Source organism: Streptomyces sp. NPDC091289 (assembly GCF_044757365.1).
In the GTDB taxonomy this organism is placed as follows: Bacteria; Actinomycetota; Actinomycetes; order Streptomycetales; family Streptomycetaceae; genus Streptomyces.
The window spans coordinates 1-26511 of the sequence record NZ_JBIVUT010000012.1 but is presented as its reverse complement, the minus strand read 5'-3'; the positions used below and the strand labels follow the sequence as shown (position 1 = coordinate 26511).

The following is a 26511-nucleotide window of genomic DNA, read 5'->3' as shown; positions in this document are numbered from 1 at the left end:
GACAGCCATGGCTGAGGCTCAGAACACTCCGGCGGGATCCACCACCGCCGGCTCCATCGCGGTGGCCGCCGAGTCGACCGTCGCCACCCGGATGAGCGCACCCCCGTCCTTCGACGTCGCGGACTTCCCCGTCCCGCACGGCCGCGAGGAGGAGTGGCGCTTCACGCCGCTGGAGCGACTGCGCGGGCTGCACGACGGCACCGCGGTCGCCAACGGCGGCGGCGTGAAGGTCGCCATCGAGGCGCCCGAGGGCGTCACGGTCGAGACCGTCGGCCGCGACGACTCCCGGCTCGGCAAGGCCGGCACCCCGGTGGACCGGGTCGCCGCCCAGGCGTACAGCTCCTTCGAGCAGGCCTCGGTCGTCACGGTCGCCAAGGAGGCCGTGCTCACCGAGCCGGTCCGGATCACCGTGCACGGCGAGGGCGGTGTCGCCTACGGCCACCAGCTCATCGAGCTCGGCGCCTTCGCCGAGGCCGTCGTCGTCATCGACCACACCGGTGACGCCGTGCTCGCCGCCAACATCGACTACGTGCTGGGCGACGGCGCGAAGCTGACCGTCGTCTCCGTCCAGGACTGGGACGACACGGCCGTCCACGTCGGCCAGCACAACGCGCTGATCGGCCGGGACGCCTCCTTCAAGTCGATCGTCGTCACCTTCGGCGGCGACGTCGTGCGCCTGCACCCCCGGGTGGCGTACGCGGCCACCGGCGGCGAGGCGGAGCTCTTCGGCCTGTACTTCACCGACAAGGGCCAGCACCAGGAGCACCGCCTCCTGGTCGACCACAACACCCCGCACTGCAAGTCCAACGCGGTGTACAAGGGCGCTCTCCAGGGCGACGGCGCACACGCCGTCTGGATCGGCGACGTCCTCATCCAGGCCGCGGCCGAGGGCACCGACACCTACGAGATGAACCGGAACCTCGTCCTCACCGACGGCGCCCGGGTCGACTCCGTGCCCAACCTGGAGATCGAGACCGGCGAGATCGTCGGCGCCGGCCACGCCTCGGCGACCGGCCGCTTCGACGACGAGCAGCTCTTCTACCTCCAGTCCCGCGGCATCCCGGCCGAGGAGGCCCGCCGTCTCGTCGTGCGCGGCTTCTTCGCCGAGCTGGTCCAGCAGATCGGCCTGCCGGACGTGGAAGCGCGTCTGCTCGACAAGATCGAGACCGAGCTGAAGGCGTCCGTCTGATGGCCTTCGTCAAAGCCTGTGCGCTGAGTGAGCTGGAGGACGACACCCCGAAAAGGGTCGAGCTCGACGGCACACCGGTCTCCGTCGTCCGCACCGAGGGCGAGGTGTTCGCGATCAACGACATCTGCTCGCACGCGAACGTCTCCCTCTCGGAGGGCGAGGTGGAGGACTGCGCGATCGAGTGCTGGCTGCACGGCTCGTCGTTCGACCTCCGCACCGGCAAGCCGTCCGGCCTTCCCGCGACGCGCCCCGTCCCCGTATACCCCGTAAAGATCCAAGGGGACGATGTGCTCGTCTCCGTCACCCAGGAGTCCTGAGTCACCCATGGCAACGCTTGAAATCCGCGACCTGCACGTCTCCGTCGAGGCCGACAACGCCACGAAGGAGATCCTCAAGGGCGTCGACCTGACCGTGAAGCAGGGCGAGACCCACGCCATCATGGGCCCCAACGGGTCCGGCAAGTCCACCCTCGCGTACTCGCTGGCGGGTCACCCCAAGTACACGATCACGAGTGGCACGGTCACCCTGGACGGCGAGGACGTCCTGGAGATGTCCGTCGACGAGCGGGCCCGCGCCGGCCTGTTCCTCGCCATGCAGTACCCGGTCGAGATCCCCGGTGTCTCGGTCTCCAACTTCCTGCGCACCTCCGCCACCGCCATCCGCGGCGAGGCCCCCAAGCTGCGTACGTGGGTCAAGGAGGTCAAGGAGACGATGGCCGGGCTCCAGATGGACCCCGCCTTCGCCGAGCGCAACGTCAACGAGGGCTTCTCCGGCGGTGAGAAGAAGCGCCACGAGATCCTTCAGCTGGAGCTCCTCAAGCCGAAGATCGCCGTCCTGGACGAGACCGACTCCGGCCTGGACGTCGACGCGCTCAAGACCGTCTCCGAGGGCGTCAACCGGGTCCGCGAGACCGGCGAGGTCGGCACCCTGCTGATCACGCACTACACCCGCATCCTGAAGTACATCAAGCCCGACTTCGTGCACGTCTTCGCCAACGGCCGCATCGCCGCGTCCGGCGGCGCCGAGCTGGCCGACCAGCTGGAGAACGAGGGCTACGAGGCCTACACGAAGGGTGGCCCCGTGACCGGAGGGAACTCAGGAGGTGCAGCCGCGTGACTGACGCCCGACAGGGGCTCACCGGCCTCCTCGACACCGAGGCGATCCGCAAGGACTTCCCGATCCTGGACCGCACGGTCCACGACGGCAAGAAGATCGTTTACCTGGACTCCGCGGCGACCTCGCAGAAGCCGCGTCAGGTCCTCGACGCGCTCAACGAGTACTACGAGCGGCACAACGCGAACGTGCACCGCGGCGTCTACACGGTCGCCGAGGAGGCCACCGCGCTGTACGAGGGCGCCCGCGACAAGGTCGCCGCCTTCATCAACGCACCCAGCCGCGACGAGGTGATCTTCACGAAGAACGCCTCGGAGTCGCTGAACCTCGTGGCGAACATGCTCGGCTGGGCGGACGAGCCCTATCGGGTGGACCGCGAGACCGAGATCGTCACCACGGAGATGGAGCACCACTCCAACATCGTGCCGTGGCAGCTGCTCTCGCAGCGCACCGGCGCGAAGCTGAAGTGGTTCGGCATCACCGACGACGGCCGGCTCGACCTGTCGAACATCGACGAGATCATCACCGAGAAGACGAAGATCGTCTCCTTCACGCTGGTCTCCAACATCCTGGGCACCGTCAACCCGGTCGAGCAGATCATCCGCCGCGCCCAGCAGGTCGGCGCGCTGGTCTGCATCGACGCCTCGCAGGCGGCCCCGCACATGGTGCTCGACGTGCAGGCGCTCCAGGCCGACTTCGTGGCCTTCACCGGTCACAAGATGGTCGGCCCGACGGGCATCGGCGTGCTGTGGGGACGGCAGGAACTCCTGGAGGACCTGCCCCCGTTCCTCGGCGGCGGCGAGATGATCGAGACCGTGTCGATGCACTCGTCGACGTATGCTCCGGCGCCGCACAAGTTCGAGGCCGGTACGCCCCCGATCGCCCAGGCCGTCGGCCTCGGCGCGGCCGTGGACTACCTCTCGGCGATCGGCATGGAGAAGATCCACCAGCACGAGAAGGCGATCACCGAGTACGCGGTGAAGCGCCTCCTGGAGGTCCCGGACCTGCGGATCATCGGTCCGGCGACGGCCGAGGACCGCGGGGCGACGATCTCCTTCACGCTCGGCGACATCCACCCGCACGACGTGGGCCAGGTCCTCGACGAGCTGGGTATCTGCGTCCGGGTCGGCCACCACTGCGCGCGGCCGGTCTGCCTGCGGTACGGAATTCCCGCGACGACGCGAGCGTCGTTCTATCTGTACTCCACGCCCGCCGAGGTCGACGCCCTGGTGGACGGTCTGGAGCACGTCCGGAACTTCTTCGGCTGAGGGCTGACTGGTGAAGCTGGAATCCATGTACCAGGAAGTGATCCTGGACCACTACAAGCACCCCCACGGGCGCGGTCTGCGGGACGGCGACGCGGAGGTGCACCACGTCAATCCGACGTGCGGTGACGAGATCACGCTCCGGGTGAAGTACGACGGCGAGACCATCGCCGACGTGAGTTACGAGGGCCAGGGCTGCTCCATCAGCCAGGCCAGCGCCTCCGTGCTGAACGAGCTGCTCGTCGGCAAGGAGCTGTCCCAGGCGCAGAAGATCCAGGACACCTTCCTGGAGCTGATGCAGTCCAAGGGCCAGCTGGAGCCGGACGACGCGATGGAGGAGGTGCTGGAGGACGCCGTCGCGTTCGCCGGTGTCTCCAAGTACCCCGCCCGGGTCAAGTGCGCGCTGCTGAGCTGGATGGCGTGGAAGGACGCGACGGCCAAGGCGCTGTCCGAAGGGAAGACCGCATGAGCGACAACGAGACCGCGACCATGAAGCCGGCCTCCGAGGAGGAGGTCCGCGAGGCGCTCTACGACGTCGTCGACCCCGAGCTGGGCATCGACGTCGTCAACCTGGGCCTGATCTACGGCATCCACGTCGACGACGCCAACATCGCCACCCTCGACATGACGCTGACGTCCGCGGCCTGCCCGCTGACCGATGTCATCGAGGACCAGGCGAAGTCCGCCACCGACGGCATCGTCAACGAGCTGCGGATCAACTGGGTCTGGATGCCGCCGTGGGGCCCGGACAAGATCACCGACGACGGACGCGAGCAGCTCCGCGCGCTGGGGTTCAACGTCTGACACGCGCCGCACGCAAGGCGAACGGCCATGCCCGCCAGGCACACTGGCGGGCATGGCCGTCTCCATTTACCACATCGCCGTCGACGCCCACGACCTGCCGCTCCTGGCCCGCTTCTGGAGTGCGGTGCTGGACTGGCAGGTGCTCTTCGAGGACGAGGAGGAGATCATCATCGGCGCCCACGAGACCGCGCTGCCGGGGATGTGCTTCCTCCCCGTGCCGGAGGGGAAGACCGTCAAGAACCGGCTGCACATCGACCTGGCGCCCGACGACCGGGACGCCGAGGTCGAGCGGATCCTCGCGCTCGGCGCCCGGCGGGCGGACGTCGGTCAGGGGCCGGACGCCACCTTCGTGGTGATGGCCGATCCGGAGGGCAACGAGTTCTGCGTGCTGAGTCCCAAGCGGACCCTGACCGACTGAGACCCACCGGCTGCCCGGTCCTCCGCGCTCAGACGTGGGTGGGCGGCGGGCCGTACTGCTCGGGCAGCGTCTGCGCCGCCGCCTCGGCCAGGACCGGGCCCAGGTTCTCCGTGCGCATCCGGCGGTCGACGTACAGCAGGCCGACCACCAGCGGCGGGAAGATCGCCGTGAACAGCTGGGCGATCATCTGGCTGACGAGCGACAGCACGAGCACGCCGCCGAACAGGGCGATGAGCTCCCCCTCGCTCGGGTCGGCGCCCATGTCGGCGGGGTCGAACATGCCGGGAAGCATGCCGACCATCTGGAACGGCATCTGGATCATGTAGCCGATCATGGACGCCAGCGCGTAGGCGAGCAGCCCGACCCCGAAGACCCGCCACCAGCTGCCGCGCACCAGCTGGGCCGAGCGGCGCAGGGCCGCGACCGGGCGCTGGCTCTCGAAGACCACGACCGTCGGGGCCAGGGAGAACCGCACCCAGAGCCAGATCGCCACCGGGGCGACGAGCAGCGTGCCGAGGAAGCCGAACCACATCAGCGGCAGGAGACCGTCCTCGTCGCCCAGCGAGACGATGTAGACCATCAGCCCGGCGAAGGCCGTCATGAAGAGCACCATCGGGATGACCGCGATCAGCCCGGTCAGGAACACGGTGCCGATGATCGACCAGACCCGCGACCACGCACGGCTCCAGACGGCGCCGAAGCGGATCGGGCGGCCCAGGACGGCCTCCTGGAGGACGACGGGGACCGCCGCCTGCACCACGGCCGACGCCAGCAGGTAGACGATGATGCCGATGATCATCAGCACGCCGAACGCGATGCCCAGCGGGACCAGTTCGGAGACGTCCGGGCTCCCCGAGGAGCTGGACGTCAGCTCGTCCCACTGGCTCGCGACGGCGGAGGCGGCGACCACCAGCGAGACGATCATCACGAGCGTCGCCGCGCCGAACAGCGTCAGCGCCATGCCGATCAGCGGCTTCCAGTACCGCCCGAGCGTCGAGAAGGCGCCGCTGAGCATGTCCGAGATCCTCAGCGGCGCCAGGGGTATCACCCCGGGCTTGGGCGGTGCGGCCCACCCGCCGTTCCAGCCGCCGCCCGGTCCCTGCGCGCCTCCGTGGAAGGGCCCCCCACCGTGAGGTGCGCCCCCGTACGGGCCGCCGCCCCACCCTGCGTCCTGCGCCACTGCGTCTCCGTCGTGTCGTCGGCCCGTACCGCCGGGCCGTGTTGTCGGTCGGCACACCGTAGCGCCCCCGACGTGGAGCGATGATATGTACGGTCGTACGCAACGTTGGGTACAGTCGTACACATGGGATACGCATACGGACTGCTCGCCGCCGCCATCGCGGCGGAGGTGGCCGGGACGACGGCCATGAAGTACAGCGAGGGCTTCACCCGGCTCTGGCCCTCGCTCGGCACCGCGGTGGGCTATCTCATCGCCTTCACCCTGCTCGCCCAGACCCTCAAGACGCTCTCCGTGGGCACCGCGTACGCCATCTGGGCCGGCGTCGGCACCGCGGCCGTGGCCCTCATCGGGATCCTCTTCCTGGGGGAGTCCAGCGGTCTGGTCAAGATCGCGGGCATCGCCCTGATCGTGGCCGGGGTCGTCGTCCTCAATCTGGGAGGGGCCCACTGATGGCCCGGCGGTACGACCCCGACCGGCGGACGAAGATCATCGACGCGGCGCTGCGCGTGATCGCGGCCGACGGCATGGCCGGGCTCAGCCACCGCACCGTGGCCGCCGAGGCCGATGTGCCGCTCGGCTCGACCACGTACCACTTCGGCTCCCTCGACGAACTCCTGGTCGCCGCCCTGCGCCGGTGCAACGAGAACTTCGTCCAGGCCCTGCGCGGCAGTGAGGTCCTGGCCGCACCGGGGTCCATACCGGAGGGGCCGGTCGGCCTCGCGGAGGAGCTGACCCGGCTGCTGGACCGGTGGTTCGCGGGCGAACGCGGGGCGATCGAGCTGGAGTACGAGCTGTATCTCGCGGCCCTGCGCCGCCCCGCGCTGCGCCCCGTCGCCGCCGAGTGGACCGAGGAGGCCGTCGAGCTGCTGTCCCGGCGCACCGACCCGGAGACCGCGCGGGCCCTCGTCGCGCTGATGGACGGCGTCTGCCTCCAGGTCCTGCTGACCGGCGGCACGTTCGACGCGCCGTACACCCGCGAGATGCTGGGCCGGATCGTGGACGGCGGTTCCTGACACCCGGGTGACGGCCCCGCTCAGTCCACCGGGCGGCGGACCGCCTCCAGGGCCTCACGCACGCTCGCCTCGATGTCCGTGATCGGGTACAGCACTTCGCGGATCGTCCGCTCCCGGTCCACCACCAGCGTCAGCCGCTTGAGCCTGCTCACCCCCGCCGCCCGGAACGTCGGCAGCCGCAGCGCCGCCGTCAACGCCAGGTCGGCGTCCGAGAGCAACGGGAACCGCAGCCCCTCCTTCTCCGCGAACGCGCGCTGCTCGTCCGGGCGTTGCGCGGACACCCCGTGCACGGTCGCGCCCGCCGCCGTGAACTCCGCCAGCTGGTCGCGGTACGTGCACGATTCGAGGGTGCAGCCGCTCGCCCCCGGGATCCCCGCCCAGCCCGGCGGATAGGCGTCGCGGCGGGCGTAGGCGCTGGGGAAGCAGTACAGGACGGTGTACGGGGTGCCGGCGACCGGGTCGCGCGGTTCTCCGTCGTCCCCCGTCAGCAGCAGCTCCGGCAGCCGCGTCCCCTTCAGTGCCCGCACCCGGGCCGCCTCCCGTGAGGCCTCCGCCGTCGTCGCCATCGTCTCCCCTTCTCCCAGTACCCAGGTGTCGCCCCAGTCCTGGAGCGCGATCAGCACGGGCAGCAGCGCCCGGCCGCGCGGGGTGAGGAGGTACTCGTACCGGACCGGGCGGTCCTGATACGGCTCCCGCGCCAGCACCCCCGCGTCGACCAGCAGCCGCAGTCGCTCGGTCAGCACCTTGCGCGAGACGCCCAGCTCCTGCTGGAGCGCGTCGAACCGGTGCACACCGCGCGCGGTGTCCCGCACGATCAGCAGCGTCCACCAGTCGCCCACGACGTCGAGGGCCTGGGCGATCGAACAGTCGGCGTCGGCCAGGCTGGTGCGCTGAGGCATGGTCGTTCCTCCGGTTGTGGCCGCTGTCCGCCCCGCCCGCCCCGCCGGGGTCTTTCGGTTGACCCCGATGGAATCATGCTGCCATAGTCCGTTCCCATAAGGAACTCACTAGGGACGCAGGGGTGCAGGGCTGTGGCGGGGACGGGGACGGGCATGGGCATGGGCATGGTGCGCGGCGTACCGCGGACGGTACGGATGCTGGCGCTCGGGGCGTTCCTCAACGCCGTCGTCAGCTTCACCTTCGTCTATCTCTTCGTGTACCTCGTCGGACCGCGCGGTCTGACCGTCACCCAGGCCGGAGTGATCAGCGGCGTCGGCGGCATCGGCCTGGTCGCGGGGAACTTCACCGGCGGCTGGTTCGGCGACCGCTTCGGCCATCGCCGCGCCCTGCTGACCGGCGCCTGCGTCAGCGGGGCGGCGCTCGTCGTCCTGCCCGCCCTGCCGGTCGCCGCCCTGTACGCGGTGCTCCCGGTCGCCCAGTACGCCGCGGGCGTCGTCCGCGCCGCCAACGCGGCCCTCGTCGCGGTCTCCGTCCCCGAGGGCGGCAGCCGCCGCCAGAGCTTCGCGCTCTTCCGCTTCGCGAGCAACGGCGGCTTCGCCATCGGCCCGCCGCTCGGCGCCCTGGTCGCCACCCGGTTCTCGTACGACTGGCTCTTCGTCGCCGACGGCATCGGCACCCTGCTCTTCGCGCTCTACGCCGCCCGGATCCTGCCCGCCCGCGGCAGCGCCCACGCCGCACCCGCCCACGACCCGGACGCCCCGGGCCTCTGGCGCGAACTGCGGGCCAGACCCGCCGTCCTGGTGCTGCTCGCCGCGATCGTCGTGATCGACCTCGTCTACCGGCAGCAGTACTCGACGCTGCCCGTCTTCCTCGCCGACCACGGGCACTCCACCCAGCTCTACGGCTGGCTCCTCGCCATCAACGGCGGTGTCATCCTCTGCCTCGAACTGCCCGCCGCCCACGCCCTGCGCCGGCGCGGCCCGCTCGGCCTCGTCGGTGTCGGGCTGCTGCTCGTCGGGCTCGGCTACGCCGTCCTGATCCCCGGCGCGGGCGTGCTCTTCGCCGTCACCATGATGCTGTCGCTGACCCTCGGCGAGATCCTCTACAAGACCCCCGCCACCGCCTATGTCGCCGACCAGGCGCCCGGCCACGCCCAGGGCCGCTTCCAGAGCCTGTACGCCGGCGCCTCGATCAGCGGCCAGGTGCTCGCCCCGCCGCTCGGAGCCGCCGTCTACGCCGCCGCTCCCGCCCTGCTCTGGCCGCTCTGCGCCCTGCTCGCGGCGGGTGCGGGAGCGGCGGTGCTGGCGGCGCGGCGGCTGCCCGGACCGGGGGAGCGGGCACGGGGGGCGGGAAAGGGGCCCCATGCTGAGACCGGTTCGCCCGAGCGGGCCCCGGCCGGTTAGGTTGCTGTTCATGACCGACACGACTTCCCAGGGTTCTGCCCGCACCACCGGCGCCGTCGCCGCCGGCCTCGCCACCGTCGCCGGTGACGGCACCGTCCTCGACACCTGGTTCCCCGCCCCCGAGCTGACCTCGGACCCCGGCCCGGCCGGCACGACCCGGCTCTCCTCGGACGAGGCCGTCAACCGGCTCGGTGAAGGCGCCGCCAAGGCCATCGGCGTGGACGCCCGGCGCGGCGTCGAGATCGTCGCCGTGTCCACGGTCATCTCCTCGCTCGACGACAAGCCGCTCGACGCGCACGATGCCTACCTGCGTCTGCACCTCCTCTCGCACCGGCTCGTCCAGCCGCACGGCCAGAACCTCGACGGCCTCTTCGGGCTGCTCGCCAACGTCGCCTGGACCTCGCTCGGCCCGGTCGCCGTCGACGACCTGGAGCGGGTCCGGCTCAACGCCCGCGCCGAGGGCCTGCACCTCCAGGTCACCTCGGTCGACAAGTTCCCGCGCATGACGGACTACGTCGCCCCCAAGGGCGTACGCATCGCCGACGCCGACCGGGTCCGGCTCGGCGCGCACCTCGCCGCCGGGACCACCGTCATGCACGAGGGCTTCGTCAACTTCAACGCGGGCACGCTCGGCACCTCCATGGTCGAGGGCCGGATCTCCGCGGGTGTCGTCGTCGGCGACGGCTCCGACATCGGCGGCGGCGCCTCCACCATGGGCACCCTCTCCGGCGGCGGCAACGTCCGCATCGTCATCGGCGAGCGCTGCCTGGTCGGCGCGGAGGCGGGCGTCGGCATCGCGCTCGGCGACGAGTGCGTCGTCGAGGCCGGTCTGTACGTCACCGCCGGCACCCGCGTCACGCTGCCGGACGGCCAGGTCGTCAAGGCCCGCGAGCTGTCCGGCGCCTCCAACATCCTCTTCCGCCGCAACTCGGTCACCGGCACCGTCGAGGCCCGCCCGAACAACGCGGTGTGGGGCGGCCTGAACGAGGTCCTGCACGCCCACAACTGACCCGTTCGCTCTTCTCAGGCGGCGAGGAGCTCCCCGTACGCCTTCCGCAGCCCGTCGGCCGCCTCGCGCCCGGCGGGCTGCAGCGGTTCCCGGACCGGGCCCGCGTCCAGGAGCGCCTTCGCGGTGACCGTTCCCGGCAGGCCGCTCGCCATCATCAGCTCGACGAGGCGCGCCGTGAGCCCGTTGAGCCGGGCCGCCTCGTCGGTGCGGCCCGCGTCGAACGCGTCCAGCGGCGCCCGCACCTGGCGCGGCGCCACGTTCGCGACCGTACTGACGTAACCCGCGCCGCCCACCGCGTACAGCGGCAGGTTCAGCTCCTCGCAGCCCGAGTAGTACGCCAGCGAGGTGCGGGCCAGCACCTTCGTCGCGCCGAGCAGATCGTAGGAGCAGTCCTTCACCGCGACGATCCGCGGGTGCTCCGCCAGCCGCAGCAGGGTCTCCGGCTCGATCCGGACGCCGGTGCGGCCGGGGATGTCGTACACCATCAGCGGCAGACCGGTGGCCTCCGCGACCCGCAGGACGTACGCCTCGACGGCGGCCTGCGGCGGGCGGCTGTAGTACGGGCTCACCACCAGCAGCCCGTCCGCGCCCGCCTCCTCGGCCTCCCGCGCCAGGCGCAGGGTGTGCGCGGTGTCCGGGCCCCCGACGCCGGAGAGCAGCGGCACCCCGTCGCCGACCTCCGCCCGGACGGCTCGCAGCAGAGCGGACTTCTCGGCGTCCGTCGTGGTGGGGGACTCGCCCGTGGTGCCGCTGAGGACGATCCCGTCGCAGCCCTCGGCCACCAGGCGGGCGGCGTGCGCACGGGCGGCGTCGAGGTCCAGGGCGCCGGTGGCGGTGAAGGGCGTGATCATGGCGCAGAGCGTGCGGCCGAAGGGGCGCGGTGCGGTGGCGGTCATGCCCGAAGTGTCGGCCCCGGCGACCGTGAAGGTCCACTTAGATCTGCTTGCCCGGACCGGGAAGAAGCGCTGAACAGTGCCAGGGAAGCGCCCGCTTCACCCGTCGCCCACCTGCACGGTGTGGGTGACCCAGGCCGTGCCGGGCGGCCCCTCCGGCGCCACGTGCAGCAGGAACGACGCGGGCTCGTCGGGATAGCCGGGCACCCCCTCCCGCAGCACCAGACCGCTCTGCCGGTATGTGCTCGGCGCGACGGCCACCGTGCTGCCCGCGAACGGCGCCGTGACCGGGCGGTGCACATGGCCCGCCAGCACCCGGACGACCCGGGGATGCGCGGCGACCACCCCGGCCAGCGCGGGCCCGTCTGCCAGACCCATCGCGTCCAGGAACGGAATGCCGACCGGCACCGGAGGATGGTGCAGGCAGACGAGGGCCGGTACGCCGGGGCGGCGGGCGAGGTCCCGGTCCAGCCGGGACAGCTGCCCGGGACCGAGCCGCCCGCCGGGCGCACCGGCGACCCGCGAGTCCAGGGCCACGACCGTGAGACCCGGGTGCTCCACCACGTACGACGTCGACGTCCCCCCGCCCAGGAAGCGCGTCCCGCCGAACGCGCCCACCAGCGCCTCCGGCACATCGTGATTCCCCGTCACCAGGTGCAACGGCAACGGGAACGCACCGATCTCCTCGCGCAGCGCCGCGTACGCGTCCGGCTCCCCGCGCTCCGTGAGATCACCGGTGATCACGGCACAGTCCGGGAGCGGGTCCAGGGCGAGCACCCGGCGCAGGGCGGCCCGTAACCCCGTCGCGGGGGCCGCCGCCCCGGGCCCTGCGGTGAGGTGCGGGTCGCTCAGGTGCGCCACGGAGAGAGTCATGTTCCCCACCCTTCCCCGGCTCCCTCCGGCCGCACCCGCGCCGCTCACGCCGTGGGCGAACGGGGCGGCCGGGGCAGCGACGGGAACGTCCTTGACCTCGACCGGACTTGAGGTGTCACGGTGGTGACCACGGCGCACCGAACGGCGCGCGTGAGAGGGGAAGCACCGCCATGACCACGCACTTCACCGACCGCCCCGACCCGGCCCGCGCCGATGCCGTGATCGCCAAGGCCAGTACCTGGGACGTCGGTACACCGGAGCGGCAGCGAGCGGCCGTCGACGCCATCCGCAAGGCCTGGGAGAGCCGGGAATGGCCGCACCCCGGGCTGCTCTCCTACAGCGTCTACGAGGGAGAGGACGGCGCGACCCTGCTGCACTACTCCCAGTGGACCGGCGAACAGGCCTACCAGGACTTCGTACGGGAGAGCCGTGACGCCCGCAACGCCGAGATCGACGCCGCCGTCCCCGGCATCGAACGCATCGCCCCGCACACCTACGAGCTGTACCGCTCCGGGCTCCGGGCCGAGGGCGACACCCGGCAGACCGGCTGCGTCGTCATCGTCGACGTCGAGTTCGACGGGCCCGACCCGGCCCGGCAACGCGACTGGGTGGACAGCGTGTTCGAGGCGCTCGGCGAAGAGGCCGAGCTGCCCGCCGGCGGCATCGCCGCGCACTTCCACACGAGCACCGACGGCACCCGGGTCCTCAACTACGCCGAGTGGGAGAGCGCCGGACACCACATCGCGGCCCTCGCCGCACCCGGAGAGGGCGTCGGCTCCCCGTCCCCGCTCTGGGAGCGCGTCCAGAAGTACCCGGGCATGACCGGGGGCGGCGTGAACCGCTACACCCCCGCGCTCTCCATGGAGCCGGGCGCGGGCGCATAGACGCGCGGCCGGGCGGCATGCGGTGAAGCGGCGGGCGGCGAAGCTCCCCTTGCGTCTAGGCTTGGGCGGCTGAACCGCGTACGCACTCCGTATGCCCCCGAGCACGCACCGAGGAGAACCCCCGATGTCCGCAGAGCGCCCCTCCCTGCCGCCGGTGCGGCTGAACTCCGAGGCCGAACTGGCACGGGACGCGCTCGCCGCTCCGCTGTTCGTCCGCGCCGTCAGGCTCGCCCGCTGGGCCGGACCCGACACCCGGGTCGGCGCGGGCGGCGAACTCGTCGAGGCGCAGGTGCCCGCGGCCGCCGAACACCTCGGGCTCCCGGCCGACGAGGACGGCGCCGCGTACGCCAGCGAGGCCTGGCGGCTCGCCGTGGACACCGGCCTCCTCGACGTCACCGACCCCGATGAGGAGGCCGAGGACGGCGACGGCGAGGGCACCGTCACCGCGGGCGAGAACCTGGCCCTGCTCACCGGCGGCTCCCCGCAGGACGTTCTGGCCATCTGGCTCGACGGCCTGGACGCCGTGCACGCGGATGCCACCGCGCCCGTCCTGGACGACTTCGCGGACCTCGTCGGCGAGGACGGCTCGATCGACTTCGACGCTCTGGACTGGGACCCGGAGGCCGAGGCGGAATTCCTCGACGGCGTCCTCGGCAACCTCTACCTGCTCACGCTCGCGGACAACGGCGCGGGCGAAGGGCCGGTCCCGCTGCCCGCCCTCGCCGCGTCGATGATCGTCCCCGACGACATGGGCGAGCCCACCGACGACATCCTGGAGCAGGTCTCGGAGGCGATGATGCGCCTCGACGACCAGTTCCGGCTCCTCGAACCCATCGGGATCGTCGCATACCGGCCGGTCGACGAGGCGTTGCTGGTCGAGGAGGGCGAAACCGCGGACGCCTCCGCCGCCGGGGCCGACGACGAGGACGTCACCCGGTACGGCATGGTCAAGCTCACCCCCCTCGGCCTGTACGGCATCCGGGCCCGGATGCTGGAGGCCGGGATGGACGCCCCCGCCGTCGGCGACCTCGCGGGCAAGGGCGCCGACGTCCTCCTCGACGGCATCGCCCACTACCCGGAGTCCGCCGCCCGCGCCGAGGTCAAGCTCTGGCTCGACGGGTACGGCACCGAGGGCGCGGTGGCGGCGGCCGCCGAGCTGCTGGCCGCCGCGCGCGGCACGGACGAGGGCGCCCCGCTGCGCCGCCTCCACTGCCAGCAGGCCCTCGCCCTGGCGGGCCCCGAGGCGGAGCCCGCCGTACGCGCGGTGCTCGGCGACCCGGAGCTGGGCGGCCTGGCCCGCGTCTGGCTCGCGGAGCGCGGTGCGGCCGATGTGCCCGCCCCGCCGGAGGACATGATCTTCTGGCTGGCCATCGACACCATCGCCGCCCAACTGGACGCGGACGGCGAGCTGGACGAGCTCCAGGGCCTCGTCGAGGGGCTCTCCGCGCAGCACAGCGGCTTCTTTGACGAGGTCTGGCGCGTCGACCACCCGGCCACCGCCGATGTGCTGGAGGCCATGGGCCGGCTGCACGGCGACCGGAAGGCCGCCAAGGCCGCCCGCAAGGCCGCGTTCAAGGCCCGCTCGCGCGCCGGTAGTTGACGGGGGAGTTGAGGAGAGCGTTACGGCCGCCGCCGGTCGGACCCGGCGAATATTGTCTCGCGCCCGGGCACCGCGTTCCCTAAGGTCATGGACATGCACCTCCCGGTGCGAAGGCGGCGGCTCCTTCCTTTCCTGAAATGCGCCGCGGCCACTGGTGAACTCGGGAGGCGCGAGCGCCGGGGTGCCCGGTGCGCAGGCGACGGTTACTTCTTGGATCTGAGGGTTGCGGGTTCGAGTCCCGTCCGGCTCCGGCCGGTAGCTCAATCGGACAGAGCTTCAGACTGTTCTCCGTCGCCGACTCCTGATCTCGGGCACCCCGTTCCGCCGCCGCGTCCTTCCCCAGGAATTCGGGGGAATTCTTCTCATGGCTCGTTTCAATCTCCGTACCCGCACGTCCCGTTCCGCCGGTTCCGGGCGGCCGGTCTCGCCCGTCGCGACCACCGGCGCGGTCGCGCCCAACCACCAGGGCGGCACCGGACATGTGCGCGACGCCCGCTCCGAGCTCTTCCTGCTCGCCGTCGCCGACTTCGTGGCCCAGAACACCTTCTACGAGGGCGGCGACCAGCGCGACGACCGCTTCGCCGCGCTCGTACGCCGGCTCGCCGTGGAGGACCCGGCCTGGACGGCGGGGCTGCTCCACTGGCTGCGCCGCGACGGGCAGATGCGCACCGCCTCGCTGGTCGGCGGCGCGGAGTACGTACGGGCGCGGCTGGCCGCGGGCCGCACCGAGGGGCCCACGAACCGGCAGGTCATCGACTCCGTTCTGCTGCGCGCCGACGAGCCGGGCGAACTGCTCGGCTACTGGACCTCCCGCTACGGGCGCGCCCTGCCCCAGCCCGTGAAGCGGGGCATCGCCGACGCCGTACGCCGCCTCTACACCGGCCGGGCCCTGCTGAAGTACGACACCGCGTCCAAGGGCTACCGCTTCGGCGACGTACTGAACCTGGTGCACGCCGCGCCCGACCCCGCCAAGCCCTGGCAGGGCGAGCTGTTCCGGTACGCACTGGACCGCAGGCACCGCCCGGAGAGCGCCGTGCCGCCCGCCGCCGACCGCACGCTGAGCGCCCACCGGGAGCTGATGGAGCTGCCGGTCGCCGAGCGTCGCCCCGTCGTCACCGGCCCCGGTGGCGCGGAGCGGCTGGCCGAGGCCGGGATGACCTGGGAATCGCTGGCGGGCTGGCTGCAGGGTCCGATGGACGCGGCCGCCTGGGAGGCGGTGATCCCGTCGATGGGGACGATGGCGCTCGTCCGCAACCTCCGGAACTTCGACGAGGCCGGGGTGCGGGACGAGGTCGCGGAGCGTGCCGCGGCCCGGATCAGCGACCCGGAGGCCGTCGCCGCGTCCCGTCAGTTCCCCTTCCGCTACCTCGCCGCGTACCGGCACGCGCCGTCCCTGCGCTGGGCCCACCCGCTGGAGCGGGCCCTCGGGCACTCGCTGGGCCAGGTCCCCGCGCTGCCCGGCCGCACCCTGGTCCTGGTCGACCGCTCCGGTTCGATGGCCGCGCCGCTCTCCGAGCGCTCCCGGCTGAACCGGGCCGACGCCGCGGCCGTCTTCGGCGCGGCCCTGGCCCTGCGCGCCGCCGACGCGGACCTGGTGCAGTTCGGCACGACCAGCGCGCCGGTGCCCTTCCGGCAGGGCGAGTCCGTGCTCCGGGTCCTGGACCGCTTCGGCAATCTGGGCGGCACGAACACGGCGGAGGCGGTGCGGCGGCACTACCGGGGCCACGACCGGGTGATCGTCGTCACCGACGAGCAGACCGCGTACACGCGGGGTGGCGACGCGACCCGGAGCGTTCCGGACACGGTGCCCGTCTACACCTGGAATCTGGCCGGATACCGGCTTGGCCACGCCCCGTCCGGCGAGGGAAACCGCCACACGTTCGGGGGGCTTTCCGACGCGGCGTTCCGCATGGTTCCGCTGCTGGAGGCGGGAGGAAGCGCTGACTGGCCGTGGTGAGCGCTGATTACGAATCCGGCACTTCTGGGGCCCTGGGCACCGGCGGGCATGGCGTCGGGCCTTCACAGGGCGCATACTCGACCTAATGAAACAGTCAGCCCGGCGTCACCTGCCTTCCAGTCCCTTCAACCGCCCGGCTCAGGAGGCCCCACCGGTCGAATGCTTCGATGTGGGCGACAGGGTGTCGCACGACCAGTTCGGGCTCGGCAGGATTCTTGCTGTCGAGGGCGACAACGACGCGGTCCTCATCGACTTCTCGGGGCGTCAGGGAAGGATCCTGAGCCCGTACTCCAAGTTGACCAAGCTCTGAGACGCGAGACGAGCACGAGCAGCGTCCGTCTTCTCCGGATCCGGGGCGCCTGAATCACTTCAGGCGCCCCGGACTCCGTACGGCTACAGGGACTGGGCGGCGGGTTTCACCATGCCCCGCACGGTGCGCGACTTCGCGAACTCGCCCATCGCGGTCATCTCCCACTCGCCGGTGAACTGCCTGATGAGCTTGGCCATCATCACGCCGGTCTGCGGCTCGGCGCCGGTGAGGTCGAAGCGGACCAGCTCCTCGCCGGAGGCGTCGTCGACCAGCCGGCAGTAGGCCTTGGCGACCTCGTTGAACTTCTGGCCGGTGAACGAGTTCACCGTGAAGACCAGGCCCGTCGCCTCGGCGGGGATCCGGCCCAGGTCCACGACGATCGTCTCGTCGTCGCCCGCGCCCTCACCGGTGAGGTTGTCGCCGGAGTGCTTGATCGCCCCGTTCAGGATGGTCAGCTTGCCGAAGTAGCAGCTGTCCAGGTGGTTGCGGTTGGGGCCGTAGGCGATCACCGACGCGTCCAGGTCGATGTCCTTGCCGCGGAACGCGGGCTCCCAGCCCAGGCCCATCCTGACCCGCGAGAGCAGCGGGGCGCCGCCCTTGACGAGGGACACGGTCTGGTTCTTCTGGAGGTTGACCCGGCCCTTGTCCAGGTTGATCTTCCCGGCGCCCATGGGCGCGGCGGGGGCCGCCGGGGGAGCGGGCGGGGCCGGGGGAGCGGGCGGGGCGATCCGCGGGTCGACGGGGGCGGCGACCGGCGGTGCCACCGGCGGTGCCACCGGGGCGGGGGCGACCGGCACCGGGGCGGCCGGGGCCGCGGGCTCCTCGACCGAGACGCCGAAGTCCGTGGCGATCCCGGCCAGCCCGTTGGCGTAACCCTGGCCGACGGCGCGGGCCTTCCAGGCCCCGTTGCGCCGGTAGACCTCGATGACCACGAGTGCCGTCTCCGCGCTCAGCTGCGGCGGGGTGAAGGTGGCGAGCGCGCTGCCGTCGTCCGCGTTGCGCACGGTGGCGGTGGGCTCGATGCCCTGGAAGGTCTGGCCGGCGGCGTCCGGGCTCGCGGTGACGACGATCTTCTCGATGCCCGGCGGGACGGCCGCGGTGTCCACCACGATCGCGTCGGGCGCGGAGCCCCCGCCGGAGCGGTAGGTCACACCGGGGCCCGAGGGCTGGTTGTAGAAGATGAAGTCGTCGTCGGAGCGCACCTTGCCATCGGCGGTGAGCAGCAGGCCCGAGACGTCGAGCCGCACCGGGGCGGCGACGTCCACCGCCACGCGGGCGGCGGAGAGGGGGATGTTCGAGCCGGGGGTCATAGCGGTCATGCTCGGGGTAACGAACGACCCGGCTTTGCCGTTCCCTTACCTTCGAGGCCTTCGGCCAGCCGCTTTTCGGCCGCCCGGACCGTGGCCGCCGACGGGTCCTCAGCGGCGGTTGCGCGGGTGGTTGCGGGCGGTGCGCTCATTGCCGTGCTTGTACGCGCCGGTCCAGCGCGCCATCACCAATTGGGCGTCGCCCGATGTCACCTCGGCCAGGAACTTCTCCGCCCGGCCGCCGCGCAGGGTGCCCGCGGGGCGGCCCTGGTGGGTGATGGTGACGCTCTGGTCGCCGTGCTGTTCGTACTGGAATCCGGAAGGTCTCGGCATGCTCGTATCCTGCCCGCCGGGCCGCACCCGTGTCGCCCGGATTTCCGCCGCCCGCCCCGGGCCGCCGGCTCAGTGCGGCCAGATCGGCGGGTCGGTCAGGAAGTGGCCGCCGAGGTGGGTGTGTGCCGGGTGGAGGATCTTGTCGAACGTGGACTCCAGCGAGATGCCCGCCAGGTGGATGACCGCGTCCACCCCGCGCACGGCCTCGCGCAGTGCCTCCCGGTCGTTGAGGTCGGCGACGACGGTCTCCGGTTCGCCGTCGATCGGGACCAGGTCGAACAGCCGCAGGTCGTAGCCGTACGCGGGCAGCAGCCCCCGCATGAGGGTGCCGAGGCCGCCTGCGGCGCCGGTGAGCAGGACGGTGCGGGGAGCGGTCATACGGGGAGGTCTCCTCGGGGCGTACACGGAGCGTGCTGTGCGCAATCCTGGCTAGCATTCACATGCGTGGACAAGCTAGGGAGGGGAGGTGAGGTGCGTCAAGAGGCCGCATCCGCCTTGACCTGCCATCAGAGGCTGCCTTAGCGTTGCGTTGTTCAGAAATATGGACACCGATCAGAGTTGTGCACGCCTGAATCTGCTCAGGGAGCGCCCGTGACCTCAGCCCCCCTTGCCGCCCGGCTCAGCGAAGTCGCCGGGCCGCTCTTCTTCCCCGTGACCGCGTTCGGGCCGGACGGCGCCGTCGACCTCGACGTCTTCCGGGCCCATGTGCGGGCCGGGATCGACGCCGGAGCCGCCGCGGTCTTCGCCTGCTGCGGCACGGGCGAGTTCCACGCTCTGACCCCCGAGGAGTTCCGCCTCGCGGTCGCCGCCGCCGTCGAGGAGACCGCCGGACAGATCCCGGTCGTCGCCGGGGCCGGCTACGGCACGGCACTCGCCGTCCAGTACGCGCGGGCCGCCGAGGAGGCCGGTGCGGACGGGCTCCTCGCCATGCCGCCCTACCTCGTCGTCGCCGATCAGGAAGGGCTGCTGAACCACTACGCGGCGCTCGCGGCGGCCACCGCTCTGGAGACGATCGTCTACCAGCGCGACAACGCGATCTTCACCCCCGAGACGGTCGTCGCCCTGGCCCGCACCCCCGGCATCATCGGGCTCAAGGACGGCCACGGCGACCTCGACCTCATGCAGCGCATCGTCAGCGCGGTCCGCACCCACCGGCCAGGCGACGACTTCCTCTACTTCAACGGACTGCCCACCGCCGAGCTCACCGGCCTCGCCTACCGGGGCATCGGCGTCACCCTCTACTCCTCCGCCGTCTTCGCCTTCGCCCCGGACATCGCCCTCGCCTTCTACCGGGCCCTGGACTCCGGCGACGACGCCCTGGTCAACGCGCTGCTCGACCACTTCTACCGGCCGCTCGTCGAACTGCGCGCCAAGGGGCGCGGGTACGCCGTCTCCCTGGTCAAGGCCGGTGTCCGCTTCCAGGGCCTGGACGTCGGCGAGGTGCGCACCCCGCTCACCGAACCGCCCGCCGCGCATGTGAAGGACCTCATCGAGATCATCGCGAGCGGACGCGCCCTGCTGGAGGAGTACGCCACCGAGGGGGGCCCGGCATGAAGGCGGGCGTCTTCCTCTACCCGTGGGACGTCGTCGGGGACCCGGACGCCGCCCGCCGGATCGCGGACCTCGGCGTCCGGCAGGTCACCCTGGCCTCCGCCTACCACTCCACCCGGGCCCTGACCCCCCGCCACCCCGCCCACCGCGTCGTGACCGCCGAGCACGCCGCCGTCCTCTACCCGCCGGACCCGGACCGCTGGGCGGGGCGGGCCCTCGCCCCGTACCGCCAGAGCTGGACGGCCGGCGACGACCCGTACGGGGAGGCCGCCGGGGCCCTGGCCGCCGCCGGTCTAGAGGTGCACAGCTGGGTGGTCCTCGCGCACAGCTCGCGGCTCGGCGCGGAACACCCGGACACCTCGGTGGTCAACGCCTACGGGGACCGCTACCCCTGGGCCCCCTGCATCGCCCGCCCCGCTGTGCGCGCGTACCTCGTGGACCTCGCGGCGGAGGCCGCCGCCCGGCCCGGAGCGCGCGGTACGGAACTGGAGTCCTGCGGCTGGTACGGCTTCGCCCATCTGCACGCCCACGACAAGGTCGCCGGCGTGGGCCTCGGCGACGCGGCGCACTACCTGATGTCGCTGTGCTTCTGTCCCGCATGCCGCGAGGGGTACGGGGAGACGGGCGCCGACCCCGGCGAACTGTCCGCCGCCGTCCGCCGCGCCCTGGAACCGGCCTGGTCCGGGGCCGGCTCCACCGAGTCGGGCCGGGACGGCATCGAGAAGCTGCTCGGGCCCGACCTCGCGGACGCCACCCTGCGATGGCGCGGCAGGGTCGCCCGTACGTTCCAGGAAGTGGCCGTCGCGGGCGTCCGGGCCGCGGCCCCGCCCGGCTTCCAGGTGCTGCTGCACGCCGACCCCGTCCCGTACCGCACCGGGGCCAACGTCGGCGTCGAGGCCGATCACATCCTCGCCGTGGCCGACGGCGTGGTGCTGCCCTGCACCGGGCCGGACAGTGCCCGGGAAGCCGTCCTCGGGCCGTTCGCCGGCCGGGGCGGAGTGCGCGCCGCCACCTTCGGGGTCGTCTCCGGGATGGGCGGAAGCCCCCGCACGCTGGAGCGCGACGCGGCCCACGCCGCCTCGCTCGGCGCGGACCAACTGCGCCTGTACCACGCGGGGCTCGCCTCGGGCCCGGACCTGGAGGCGGTCGCCGCCGCACTCTCACGCCTGGGGTGAGGCGGGCTCACGTCCAGGGGCGGGTCGTGCTCTCGCGACTGGGGTCGGGCGGTGGGCCACGCCCGGGGCTCGGCCGCGCTCGCACGACCCGGCCGGGCCGGGGGCTCACAGTGGGGGTGAGGCGGGGCCGGGGGCCGGTGCGGGGGCGTCGTCGCGGTGTCGCCGCGCCCCCGCCACCAGCACCGCCGCGGCCAGCACCCCCGCCGCCCCGGTCACCGCCGTCAGCACCCGCACGTCCACCACCGCGACGAGCCCCGCCCCCAGCGCCAGGGCCACCGCGTTGGGCGCCGTCATCAGCGAGCCCGCCGTCGCCGCCGTCCGCCCCAGCACCGCGTCCGGCGTCTCCCGCTGCACCGCGGTCATCGCCGCGATCAGCACGCACGGCAGCCCGAACCCGATCGCCGCGCTCGCCGCCAGGGCCACCCCGTCCGACGGCAGCGTCCGCGCCCCCACCGCCAGAGCGAACAACGCCATCCCGCCCGCCGCGAACACCCGCTCCGGCAGCCGGCGCAGCAACGGCCCCACCAGCAGCCCCACCGCCACGGAACCGGCTCCCTGCACCGCGTACAGCACCCCCGCGTACGCCGGCGTCCGGCCGAGCACATCATCGACGTACGCGAACGTCACCGCCCCGTTCACCCCCGCCAGCAGCATCGTCGCCGCCCCCGCCGCCACCAGCGGGCGCAGCACGGCCGAGGCGCGTATCCGCCGCAGCCCGGCGGCGAGTTCCGCGCGCCAGGACCCTGCCGGGGCCGGGGCCCGAGGGGTCTCCCGTACCGGCAGCCGGGCGAAGATCAGGGCGGCCAGGGCGCACGTCGCCGCGTCCAGCAGCGCCACCGCAGGGCCGCCGAACCGTGCGTACAGCCCCGCGCCCGCCAGCGGGGCGACCAGCTTCATGCCCTCGTTGGCCGTCATTCGCAGTCCGTTGAAGTCCGCCAGCAGCGAGGCGTCCACGGTCCCCGCGACGAGCGCCGACTCCGCCGCGTCGAGCAGGACTCCGCTCGCCCCGTAGAGCACCAGCACCACGAAGACCAGCCAGACCGTGCCCGCCGAGTCCACCAGCACCAGCGTGGCCAGCAGACAGGCCATCGCCAGATTGACCCGGACCAGCAGCGCCTTCCGGTCCAGCCGGTCCGCGAGCGCGCCGAGCGCGGGACCGGCCAGCACCGGGGCCCACATCGCGCACACCGTCAGCGCCGCCAGGCTGTTCGACCCGGTCAGCGACCTGACCCAGATCCCCGCCGTGAGCCACATCGCCGACGTTCCGAATCCGGAGACGACCACGCCCGCCAGATACCGCCCCGCCGTTCGGTCCCGCAGGACCCGCCCCACCGCCGTGCCGCCCATGTCGCCCCGATCCGCCTCGTGCCCCGCACCCGTGCCCCGTGCGGCTCATGCTGCGGAGTAAGGCGGTCAGGAGGCATCGGGCGGATGCCTTAGGGCCGGTCGGACGCCCCCGGGGACCTCCGGCCGCCGGTACGGTGCGCGTCGGTACGGTCCTCGCCGGTACGGTGCGCGTCGGCGCGCTCGACGAAGATCCGGTGCAGATCGCGGGCCGCCCGGGACACCGAGCCCGAACGGCTGCGCTGCACCACCAGCAGCACCGTGGTGGCATCGCCCGCCAGCGGCCGGCAGGTGATCGCCCCGGTACGCTCCAACGGGTCCCCGACGACGCTGTAGTCCGGCAGCACCGTGACCCCCAGCCCCTCCGCCACCATCAGTTTTCCCATCTCCGCGCCGTCGGCGGAGTACGAGAACGAGGGCACCCGGCCCTTCAGCAGCCGGTGGGTGAAGCGGTGCATCAGATAGCCGGAACGCATCACGATCAGCGGCTCGCCCAGCAGATCCTCCACCCCGACCGACTCCAGCGCGGCCAGCGGGCTGTCGGGGCGCAGACAGACGACCGGACGGCCCCGGATCAGCTCCGTGGTGTCCAGGTCCGGCGCGATGTCGTCGCCCTCCAGGTAGTTCACCAGCCCGAGGTCGACCCCGCCCTCCAGCAGGGAGCGGTGGATGACGGACTGCTGGGCCGCGATCACCTCCACCTCGGTGGCCGAGTGCAGCGCGCGGAACTCCCGGATCGCCGGGACCAGCAGCGGGACCGTCGCCGCGAACACCGTGCCGAGCCGCACCGTGCGGCTGGTGCGGTGCTGCTCGTCGGCGGCCCGGCGCAGCCGGTCGACCGCGTCCAGCACCCCGATGATGTGCGGCAGCAGCTCGCGCCCCGCCTCGCTGATGGTGGCCCCCGACCGTTTCCGGTCCAGCACGGCCACGCCCAGCTCACGTTCCAGATTCCGTACGGTCTCGCTCAACGCGGGCTGGGACAGGTGCAGTTCGTCCGCCGCCCGGCGCAGTGAGCCCAGCCGGGTGACGGCCTCGATGTACTCCAGCTGCTCGATGCGCATGCCGTCGGCCCTTTCCTTGCGCGCTTCCCGCCCCGGCTCGGTGGAAGGGAAACCCTATCGCTCCTTCGCGGATGCCTTCTCGACCCGGAGGGCCCCGCCGCCCTACTCTGGATCCCGAGGGCGCGCCCGGAGCAGCCGGGTGTGCGTCAGGGAACGCGTGAGGAGAGGGATGTGCGCCGCTTGACCCGTCGCCGCCACATCGACCTCGGCCGCGTCTCCAGTGCCTTCTGTTGTCGCGGAGTCTGAGCGGAGTCCGAGGAGAGACCTCCTCCTTCGCGATCCTCGCGCCGCCGCACGGGCCCTGCCCGCGTCTGCCGGTGTCCGCGTACGTCTCCGTACGGGATCACCTCGCGCGCACCGATCGCCGCACTCCCGTCCGTACCCGCCGCCGCTGATCGGGTTTCACGATCACCGGGGCCGCCGCGCCGTGCCCGCCACCGCGCACCACCCGCCTTCCTGTTCCGGGAGAACCTCATGTCCCCTCCGCCCTCCGCCGACCCGGTGCGCTTCGCGTACTGGGTCCCCAACGTCAGCGGTGGCCTCGTCACCAGCACGATCGAGCAGCGCACCGACTGGGGGTACGACTACAACCGCGAACTCGCCGTCCTCGCCGAGAACAACGGCTTCGACTACGCGCTCAGCCAGGTCCGCTACATGGCCAGTTACGGCGCCGAGTACCAGCACGAGTCCACCTCCTTCAGCCTCGCCCTGCTGCTCGCCACCCAGCGGCTGAAGGTCATCGCCGCCGTCCACCCCGGCCTCTGGCACCCCGGCGTCCTCGCCAAACTCGGCGCCACCGCCGACCACCTGAGCAACGGGCGCTTCGCCGTCAACGTGGTCAGCGGCTGGTTCAAGGACGAGTTCACCGCGCTCGGCGAACCCTGGCTGGAGCACGACGAGCGCTACCGCCGCTCCGAGGAGTTCATCCGGGCCCTGCGCGCCGTCTGGACCGAGGACCACGCCGAACTCGCCGGAGACTTCTACCGCATCCGGGACTTCTCCCTGAAGCCCAAGCCGATCTCCTCGCCGGAACGCCCGCACCCGGAGATCTTCCAGGGCGGCAACTCCACCGCCGCCCGGCAGATGGCAGGACGCGTCTCCGACTGGTACTTCTCCAACGGCAAGGACTTCGACGGCGTCACCGAGCAGATCAGGGACGTCCGCACCGCCGCCGGGAGCGCCGGACGCACCCCGCCCCGCTTCGGCCTCAACGGCTTCCTCATCGCCCGCGACACCGAGGCGGAGGCCCGCGACACCCTGCGCGAGATCGTCGCCAAGGCCGACACCGAGGCCGTCCACGGCTTCGGCTCGGCCGTCAAGCAGGCCGGGAGCTCCACCGCCGACGGCAAGGGCATGTGGCAGGACTCCTCCTTCGAGGACCTCGTCCAGTACAACGACGGCTTCCGTACGGGACTGATCGGCACCCCGGAACAGATCGCGGAACGCATCGTCGCCTACAAGCGCCTCGGCGTCGACCTGCTGCTCCTCGGCTTCCTGCACTACCACGAGGAGGTCGAGTACTTCGGCAAGAACGTCCTGCCGCTCGTCCGTGAGCTGGAGGACCACCAGGCCACTCAGTCGTCGGAAGGTTCATCATGAGCACCGCAGCACCCACCGAGTGGAAGACCCTCCCCGCCCCCGAAAGCCCGGCGGCCTGGATCGAACGTGCCGCCGAGGCCGCCGCGCTCCTCGCCACCGACGCCGCCGCCCGCGACAGGGCGGGTGCCACCCCGTACACCGAGATCCAGCTGCTCAAGGACTCCGGACTCGTCACCCTGCTCGGCCCGGCCGAGCACGGCGGCGGAGGCCAGGACTGGGCGACCGCCTACCGGGTGATCCGCGAGGTGGCCAAGGCCGACGGCTCGATCGGACAGCTCCTCGGCTACCACTACCTCTGGAACTGGGCCGCCCGCCTCGTCGGCACCCGCGAGCAGTGGGAGCACGTCGAGGCCGAGGCGGTCCGGCACACCTGGTTCTTCGGCGGCGCGGTCAACCCGCGCGACAGCGACGTGGTCGTCACCGAGGACGGCGACGACCTCGTCTTCACCGGCGCCAAGACCTTCTCCACCGGCAGCAAGGTCTCCGACGTGACCGTGCTCGAAGGGGTCCTGGACGGCACCGACCAGCACATCTTCGCCATCGTGCCCTCCGACAGCGAAGGGCTGACCTTCCACGACGACTGGGACAACATCGGCCAGCGGCTCACCGAGAGCGGCGGCGTCACCATCGACGGCGTCCGCACTCCGTGGGCCTCCGCCGCCGGTTACGTGGACAAGGAGTTCCGGCCCCGCGTCTACAACACCCTCAACGTGCCCACCATCCAACTGGTGTTCATCTCCTTCTACCTGGGCATCGCCGCCGGAGCCCTGGAGACCGCCGCCACCTACACCCGCACCAAGACCCGCCCCTGGCTGCACGGCGGACACGACCGGGCGGTCGACGAGCCGTACGTCATCGACACCTACGGCGACCTCACCGCCAAGCTCTGGGCGGTGGAAGCCCTGGCCGACGCCGTCGCCGCCGAGGGGCAGAAGCTGCACGACGCACCGGACGAGGTGACCGAGCAGTCCCGTGGAGCGTTCGAGGTCCGGGTGGCCGCCGCGAAGGCCCGGGCCACCGAGGTCGCGCTGGAGGTCACCAGCCGCATCTTCGAGGTCACCGGCGCCCGCGCCACCGCCTCCGCCGAGGGACTCGACCGCTTCTGGCGCAACGTCCGCACCCACACCCTCCACGACCCGGTCGCCTACAAGCGGCGCGAGGTCGGCCGGCACGTCCTGACCGGCGAACTCCCCGAACCCACCTGGTACTCCTGACCTGCCGCCGGGGGGGGGGGGGGCCCCCCCCCCCCCCCCCCCCCCCCCCCCCCCCCCCCCCCAAAACAGGAGCCCACGGCCCCCCGCCCGAGCGCGCCCCCCCCCCCCCCCCCCCC

General features: G+C 72.3%; 28 protein-coding genes and 1 pseudogene. 20 read left to right on the top strand and 9 right to left on the bottom strand.

Annotated features, from left to right (window positions below):
• The first annotated feature begins 7 nt into the window (after positions 1 to 7).
• From sufD to ACIQPT_RS17435, 7 genes are read left to right on the top strand one after another with little or no spacing between them, the layout of a single operon-like run.
• Positions 8 to 1189: a Fe-S cluster assembly protein SufD gene (gene sufD, locus ACIQPT_RS17465; RefSeq protein WP_401156765.1), complete on the top strand. Its 1182-nt coding sequence runs from the start codon at positions 8 to 10 to the stop codon at positions 1187 to 1189.
• A complete protein-coding gene (locus ACIQPT_RS17460; protein ID WP_069756324.1) occupies positions 1189 to 1506 on the top strand; it encodes a bifunctional 3-phenylpropionate/cinnamic acid dioxygenase ferredoxin subunit in 318 nt (105 codons plus the stop codon). The genes sufD and ACIQPT_RS17460 overlap by 1 nt, the downstream gene beginning before the upstream one ends.
• 7 nt (positions 1507 to 1513) lie before the next feature.
• Positions 1514 to 2305 carry a Fe-S cluster assembly ATPase SufC gene (gene sufC / locus ACIQPT_RS17455; RefSeq protein ID WP_401156764.1) on the top strand — a complete coding sequence of 264 codons (792 nt, stop codon included), beginning with the start codon at positions 1514 to 1516 and terminating at the stop codon, positions 2303 to 2305.
• The gene (locus tag ACIQPT_RS17450) at positions 2302 to 3570 is read left to right on the top strand and encodes a cysteine desulfurase (RefSeq protein ID WP_401156763.1); all 1269 of its coding nucleotides are present in this window, start codon (positions 2302 to 2304) and stop codon (positions 3568 to 3570) included. The genes sufC and ACIQPT_RS17450 overlap by 4 nt, the downstream gene beginning before the upstream one ends.
• Before the next feature lie 10 nt (positions 3571 to 3580).
• On the top strand, positions 3581 to 4036 hold the full coding sequence (gene sufU / locus ACIQPT_RS17445; RefSeq protein WP_063804482.1) for a Fe-S cluster assembly sulfur transfer protein SufU: 456 nt from the start codon (positions 3581 to 3583) through the stop codon (positions 4034 to 4036).
• Positions 4033 to 4371, top strand: coding sequence for a metal-sulfur cluster assembly factor (locus ACIQPT_RS17440; protein ID WP_003969897.1), 339 nt, complete (start codon positions 4033 to 4035; stop codon positions 4369 to 4371). The genes sufU and ACIQPT_RS17440 overlap by 4 nt, the downstream gene beginning before the upstream one ends.
• 52 nt (positions 4372 to 4423) lie before the next feature.
• Positions 4424 to 4789, top strand: coding sequence for a VOC family protein (locus tag ACIQPT_RS17435; RefSeq protein WP_401156762.1), 366 nt, complete (start codon positions 4424 to 4426; stop codon positions 4787 to 4789).
• A 28-nt stretch (positions 4790 to 4817) separates the two neighbouring features.
• Here the strand turns inward: ACIQPT_RS17435 and ACIQPT_RS17430 are convergent, their stop codons facing one another.
• Complete coding sequence (locus ACIQPT_RS17430) at positions 4818 to 5804, bottom strand: hypothetical protein (RefSeq protein ID WP_401156761.1); 987 nt, start codon at positions 5802 to 5804, stop codon at positions 4818 to 4820.
• 288 nt (positions 5805 to 6092) lie between these two features.
• Here ACIQPT_RS17430 and ACIQPT_RS17425 point away from each other — a divergent pair, with 288 nt between their 5' ends.
• Entirely contained in the window at positions 6093 to 6419 is a 327-nt protein-coding gene (locus ACIQPT_RS17425) for a multidrug efflux SMR transporter (RefSeq protein ID WP_097867846.1), read from the top strand.
• Positions 6419 to 6982, top strand: coding sequence for a TetR/AcrR family transcriptional regulator (locus tag ACIQPT_RS17420; RefSeq protein ID WP_401156760.1), 564 nt, complete (start codon positions 6419 to 6421; stop codon positions 6980 to 6982). Before ACIQPT_RS17425 ends, ACIQPT_RS17420 begins: the two co-directional genes overlap by 1 nt.
• A gap of 20 nt (positions 6983 to 7002) precedes the next feature.
• Here ACIQPT_RS17420 and ACIQPT_RS17415 read toward each other — a convergent pair whose 3' ends face one another.
• On the bottom strand, positions 7003 to 7881 hold the full coding sequence (locus ACIQPT_RS17415; RefSeq protein WP_401156758.1) for a winged helix-turn-helix transcriptional regulator: 879 nt from the start codon (positions 7879 to 7881) through the stop codon (positions 7003 to 7005).
• Positions 7882 to 8040: 159 nt separating this feature from the next.
• Between ACIQPT_RS17415 and ACIQPT_RS17410 the strand changes: the two genes are divergently transcribed.
• A complete protein-coding gene (locus ACIQPT_RS17410) occupies positions 8041 to 9285 on the top strand; it encodes an MFS transporter (RefSeq protein WP_401156940.1) in 1245 nt (414 codons plus the stop codon).
• Positions 9286 to 9295: 10 nt separating this feature from the next.
• On the top strand, positions 9296 to 10294 hold the full coding sequence (gene dapD / locus ACIQPT_RS17405; protein WP_401156756.1) for a 2,3,4,5-tetrahydropyridine-2,6-dicarboxylate N-succinyltransferase: 999 nt from the start codon (positions 9296 to 9298) through the stop codon (positions 10292 to 10294).
• A gap of 14 nt (positions 10295 to 10308) precedes the next feature.
• Here the strand turns inward: dapD and dapA are convergent, their stop codons facing one another.
• Together dapA and ACIQPT_RS17395 are read right to left on the bottom strand one after the other, a co-directional pair.
• Complete coding sequence (dapA, locus tag ACIQPT_RS17400) at positions 10309 to 11190, bottom strand: 4-hydroxy-tetrahydrodipicolinate synthase (RefSeq protein ID WP_401156754.1); 882 nt, start codon at positions 11188 to 11190, stop codon at positions 10309 to 10311.
• Between the two features lie 96 nt (positions 11191 to 11286).
• Entirely contained in the window at positions 11287 to 12060 is a 774-nt protein-coding gene (locus ACIQPT_RS17395) for a phosphodiesterase (protein ID WP_401156752.1), read from the bottom strand.
• A gap of 170 nt (positions 12061 to 12230) precedes the next feature.
• On the opposite strand from ACIQPT_RS17395, the gene ACIQPT_RS17390 reads away from it, so the two are divergent.
• From ACIQPT_RS17390 to ACIQPT_RS17375, 4 genes are all read left to right on the top strand, one after another.
• Positions 12231 to 12944, top strand: a complete 714-nt coding sequence (locus ACIQPT_RS17390; protein ID WP_401156751.1) for an antibiotic biosynthesis monooxygenase — start codon at positions 12231 to 12233, stop codon at positions 12942 to 12944.
• 124 nt (positions 12945 to 13068) lie between these two features.
• Entirely contained in the window at positions 13069 to 14544 is a 1476-nt protein-coding gene (locus tag ACIQPT_RS17385; RefSeq protein ID WP_401156749.1) for a hypothetical protein, read from the top strand.
• Positions 14545 to 14908: 364 nt separating this feature from the next.
• Complete coding sequence (locus ACIQPT_RS17380) at positions 14909 to 16501, top strand: TROVE domain-containing protein (protein WP_401156747.1); 1593 nt, start codon at positions 14909 to 14911, stop codon at positions 16499 to 16501.
• Positions 16502 to 16586: 85 nt separating this feature from the next.
• A complete protein-coding gene (locus ACIQPT_RS17375) occupies positions 16587 to 16811 on the top strand; it encodes a hypothetical protein (protein ID WP_032752687.1) in 225 nt (74 codons plus the stop codon).
• 83 nt (positions 16812 to 16894) lie between these two features.
• Here ACIQPT_RS17375 and ACIQPT_RS17370 read toward each other — a convergent pair whose 3' ends face one another.
• The 3 genes and pseudogenes from ACIQPT_RS17370 to ACIQPT_RS17360 all read right to left on the bottom strand — a co-directional run.
• Complete coding sequence (locus tag ACIQPT_RS17370; protein ID WP_401156744.1) at positions 16895 to 18130, bottom strand: TerD family protein; 1236 nt, start codon at positions 18128 to 18130, stop codon at positions 16895 to 16897.
• Positions 18131 to 18229: 99 nt separating this feature from the next.
• Positions 18230 to 18451, bottom strand: coding sequence for a hypothetical protein (locus ACIQPT_RS17365; protein ID WP_164616180.1), 222 nt, complete (start codon positions 18449 to 18451; stop codon positions 18230 to 18232).
• A 132-nt stretch (positions 18452 to 18583) separates the two neighbouring features.
• A pseudogene (locus ACIQPT_RS17360) lies at positions 18584 to 18829 on the bottom strand (NAD-dependent epimerase/dehydratase family protein); the annotation flags it as partial.
• 213 nt (positions 18830 to 19042) lie between these two features.
• Here ACIQPT_RS17360 and ACIQPT_RS17355 point away from each other — a divergent pair.
• Positions 19043 to 20005 (top strand): 5-dehydro-4-deoxyglucarate dehydratase, encoded by a 963-nt coding sequence (locus ACIQPT_RS17355; RefSeq protein WP_401156742.1) that lies wholly within the window; start codon positions 19043 to 19045, stop codon positions 20003 to 20005.
• Positions 20002 to 21177 (top strand): hypothetical protein, encoded by a 1176-nt coding sequence (locus ACIQPT_RS17350; protein WP_401156741.1) that lies wholly within the window; start codon positions 20002 to 20004, stop codon positions 21175 to 21177. Before ACIQPT_RS17355 ends, ACIQPT_RS17350 begins: the two co-directional genes overlap by 4 nt.
• A 105-nt stretch (positions 21178 to 21282) precedes the next feature.
• Here the strand turns inward: ACIQPT_RS17350 and ACIQPT_RS17345 are convergent, their stop codons facing one another.
• Together ACIQPT_RS17345 and ACIQPT_RS17340 are read right to left on the bottom strand one after the other, a co-directional pair.
• Positions 21283 to 22524, bottom strand: coding sequence for an MFS transporter (locus ACIQPT_RS17345; RefSeq protein ID WP_401156739.1), 1242 nt, complete (start codon positions 22522 to 22524; stop codon positions 21283 to 21285).
• An 89-nt stretch (positions 22525 to 22613) separates the two neighbouring features.
• Positions 22614 to 23582: a LysR family transcriptional regulator gene (locus ACIQPT_RS17340; protein ID WP_401156737.1), complete on the bottom strand. Its 969-nt coding sequence runs from the start codon at positions 23580 to 23582 to the stop codon at positions 22614 to 22616.
• Between the two features lie 141 nt (positions 23583 to 23723).
• On the opposite strand from ACIQPT_RS17340, the gene ACIQPT_RS17335 reads away from it, so the two are divergent.
• From ACIQPT_RS17335 to ACIQPT_RS17325, 3 genes are all read left to right on the top strand, one after another.
• Positions 23724 to 23828, top strand: coding sequence for a putative leader peptide (locus ACIQPT_RS17335; RefSeq protein WP_401156735.1), 105 nt, complete (start codon positions 23724 to 23726; stop codon positions 23826 to 23828).
• A 228-nt stretch (positions 23829 to 24056) separates the two neighbouring features.
• Complete coding sequence (sfnG, locus tag ACIQPT_RS17330; RefSeq protein WP_401156733.1) at positions 24057 to 25181, top strand: dimethylsulfone monooxygenase SfnG; 1125 nt, start codon at positions 24057 to 24059, stop codon at positions 25179 to 25181.
• Positions 25178 to 26395 (top strand): acyl-CoA dehydrogenase family protein, encoded by a 1218-nt coding sequence (locus tag ACIQPT_RS17325; RefSeq protein ID WP_401156732.1) that lies wholly within the window; start codon positions 25178 to 25180, stop codon positions 26393 to 26395. Before sfnG ends, ACIQPT_RS17325 begins: the two co-directional genes overlap by 4 nt.
• Positions 26396 to 26511: the final 116 nt, after the last annotated feature.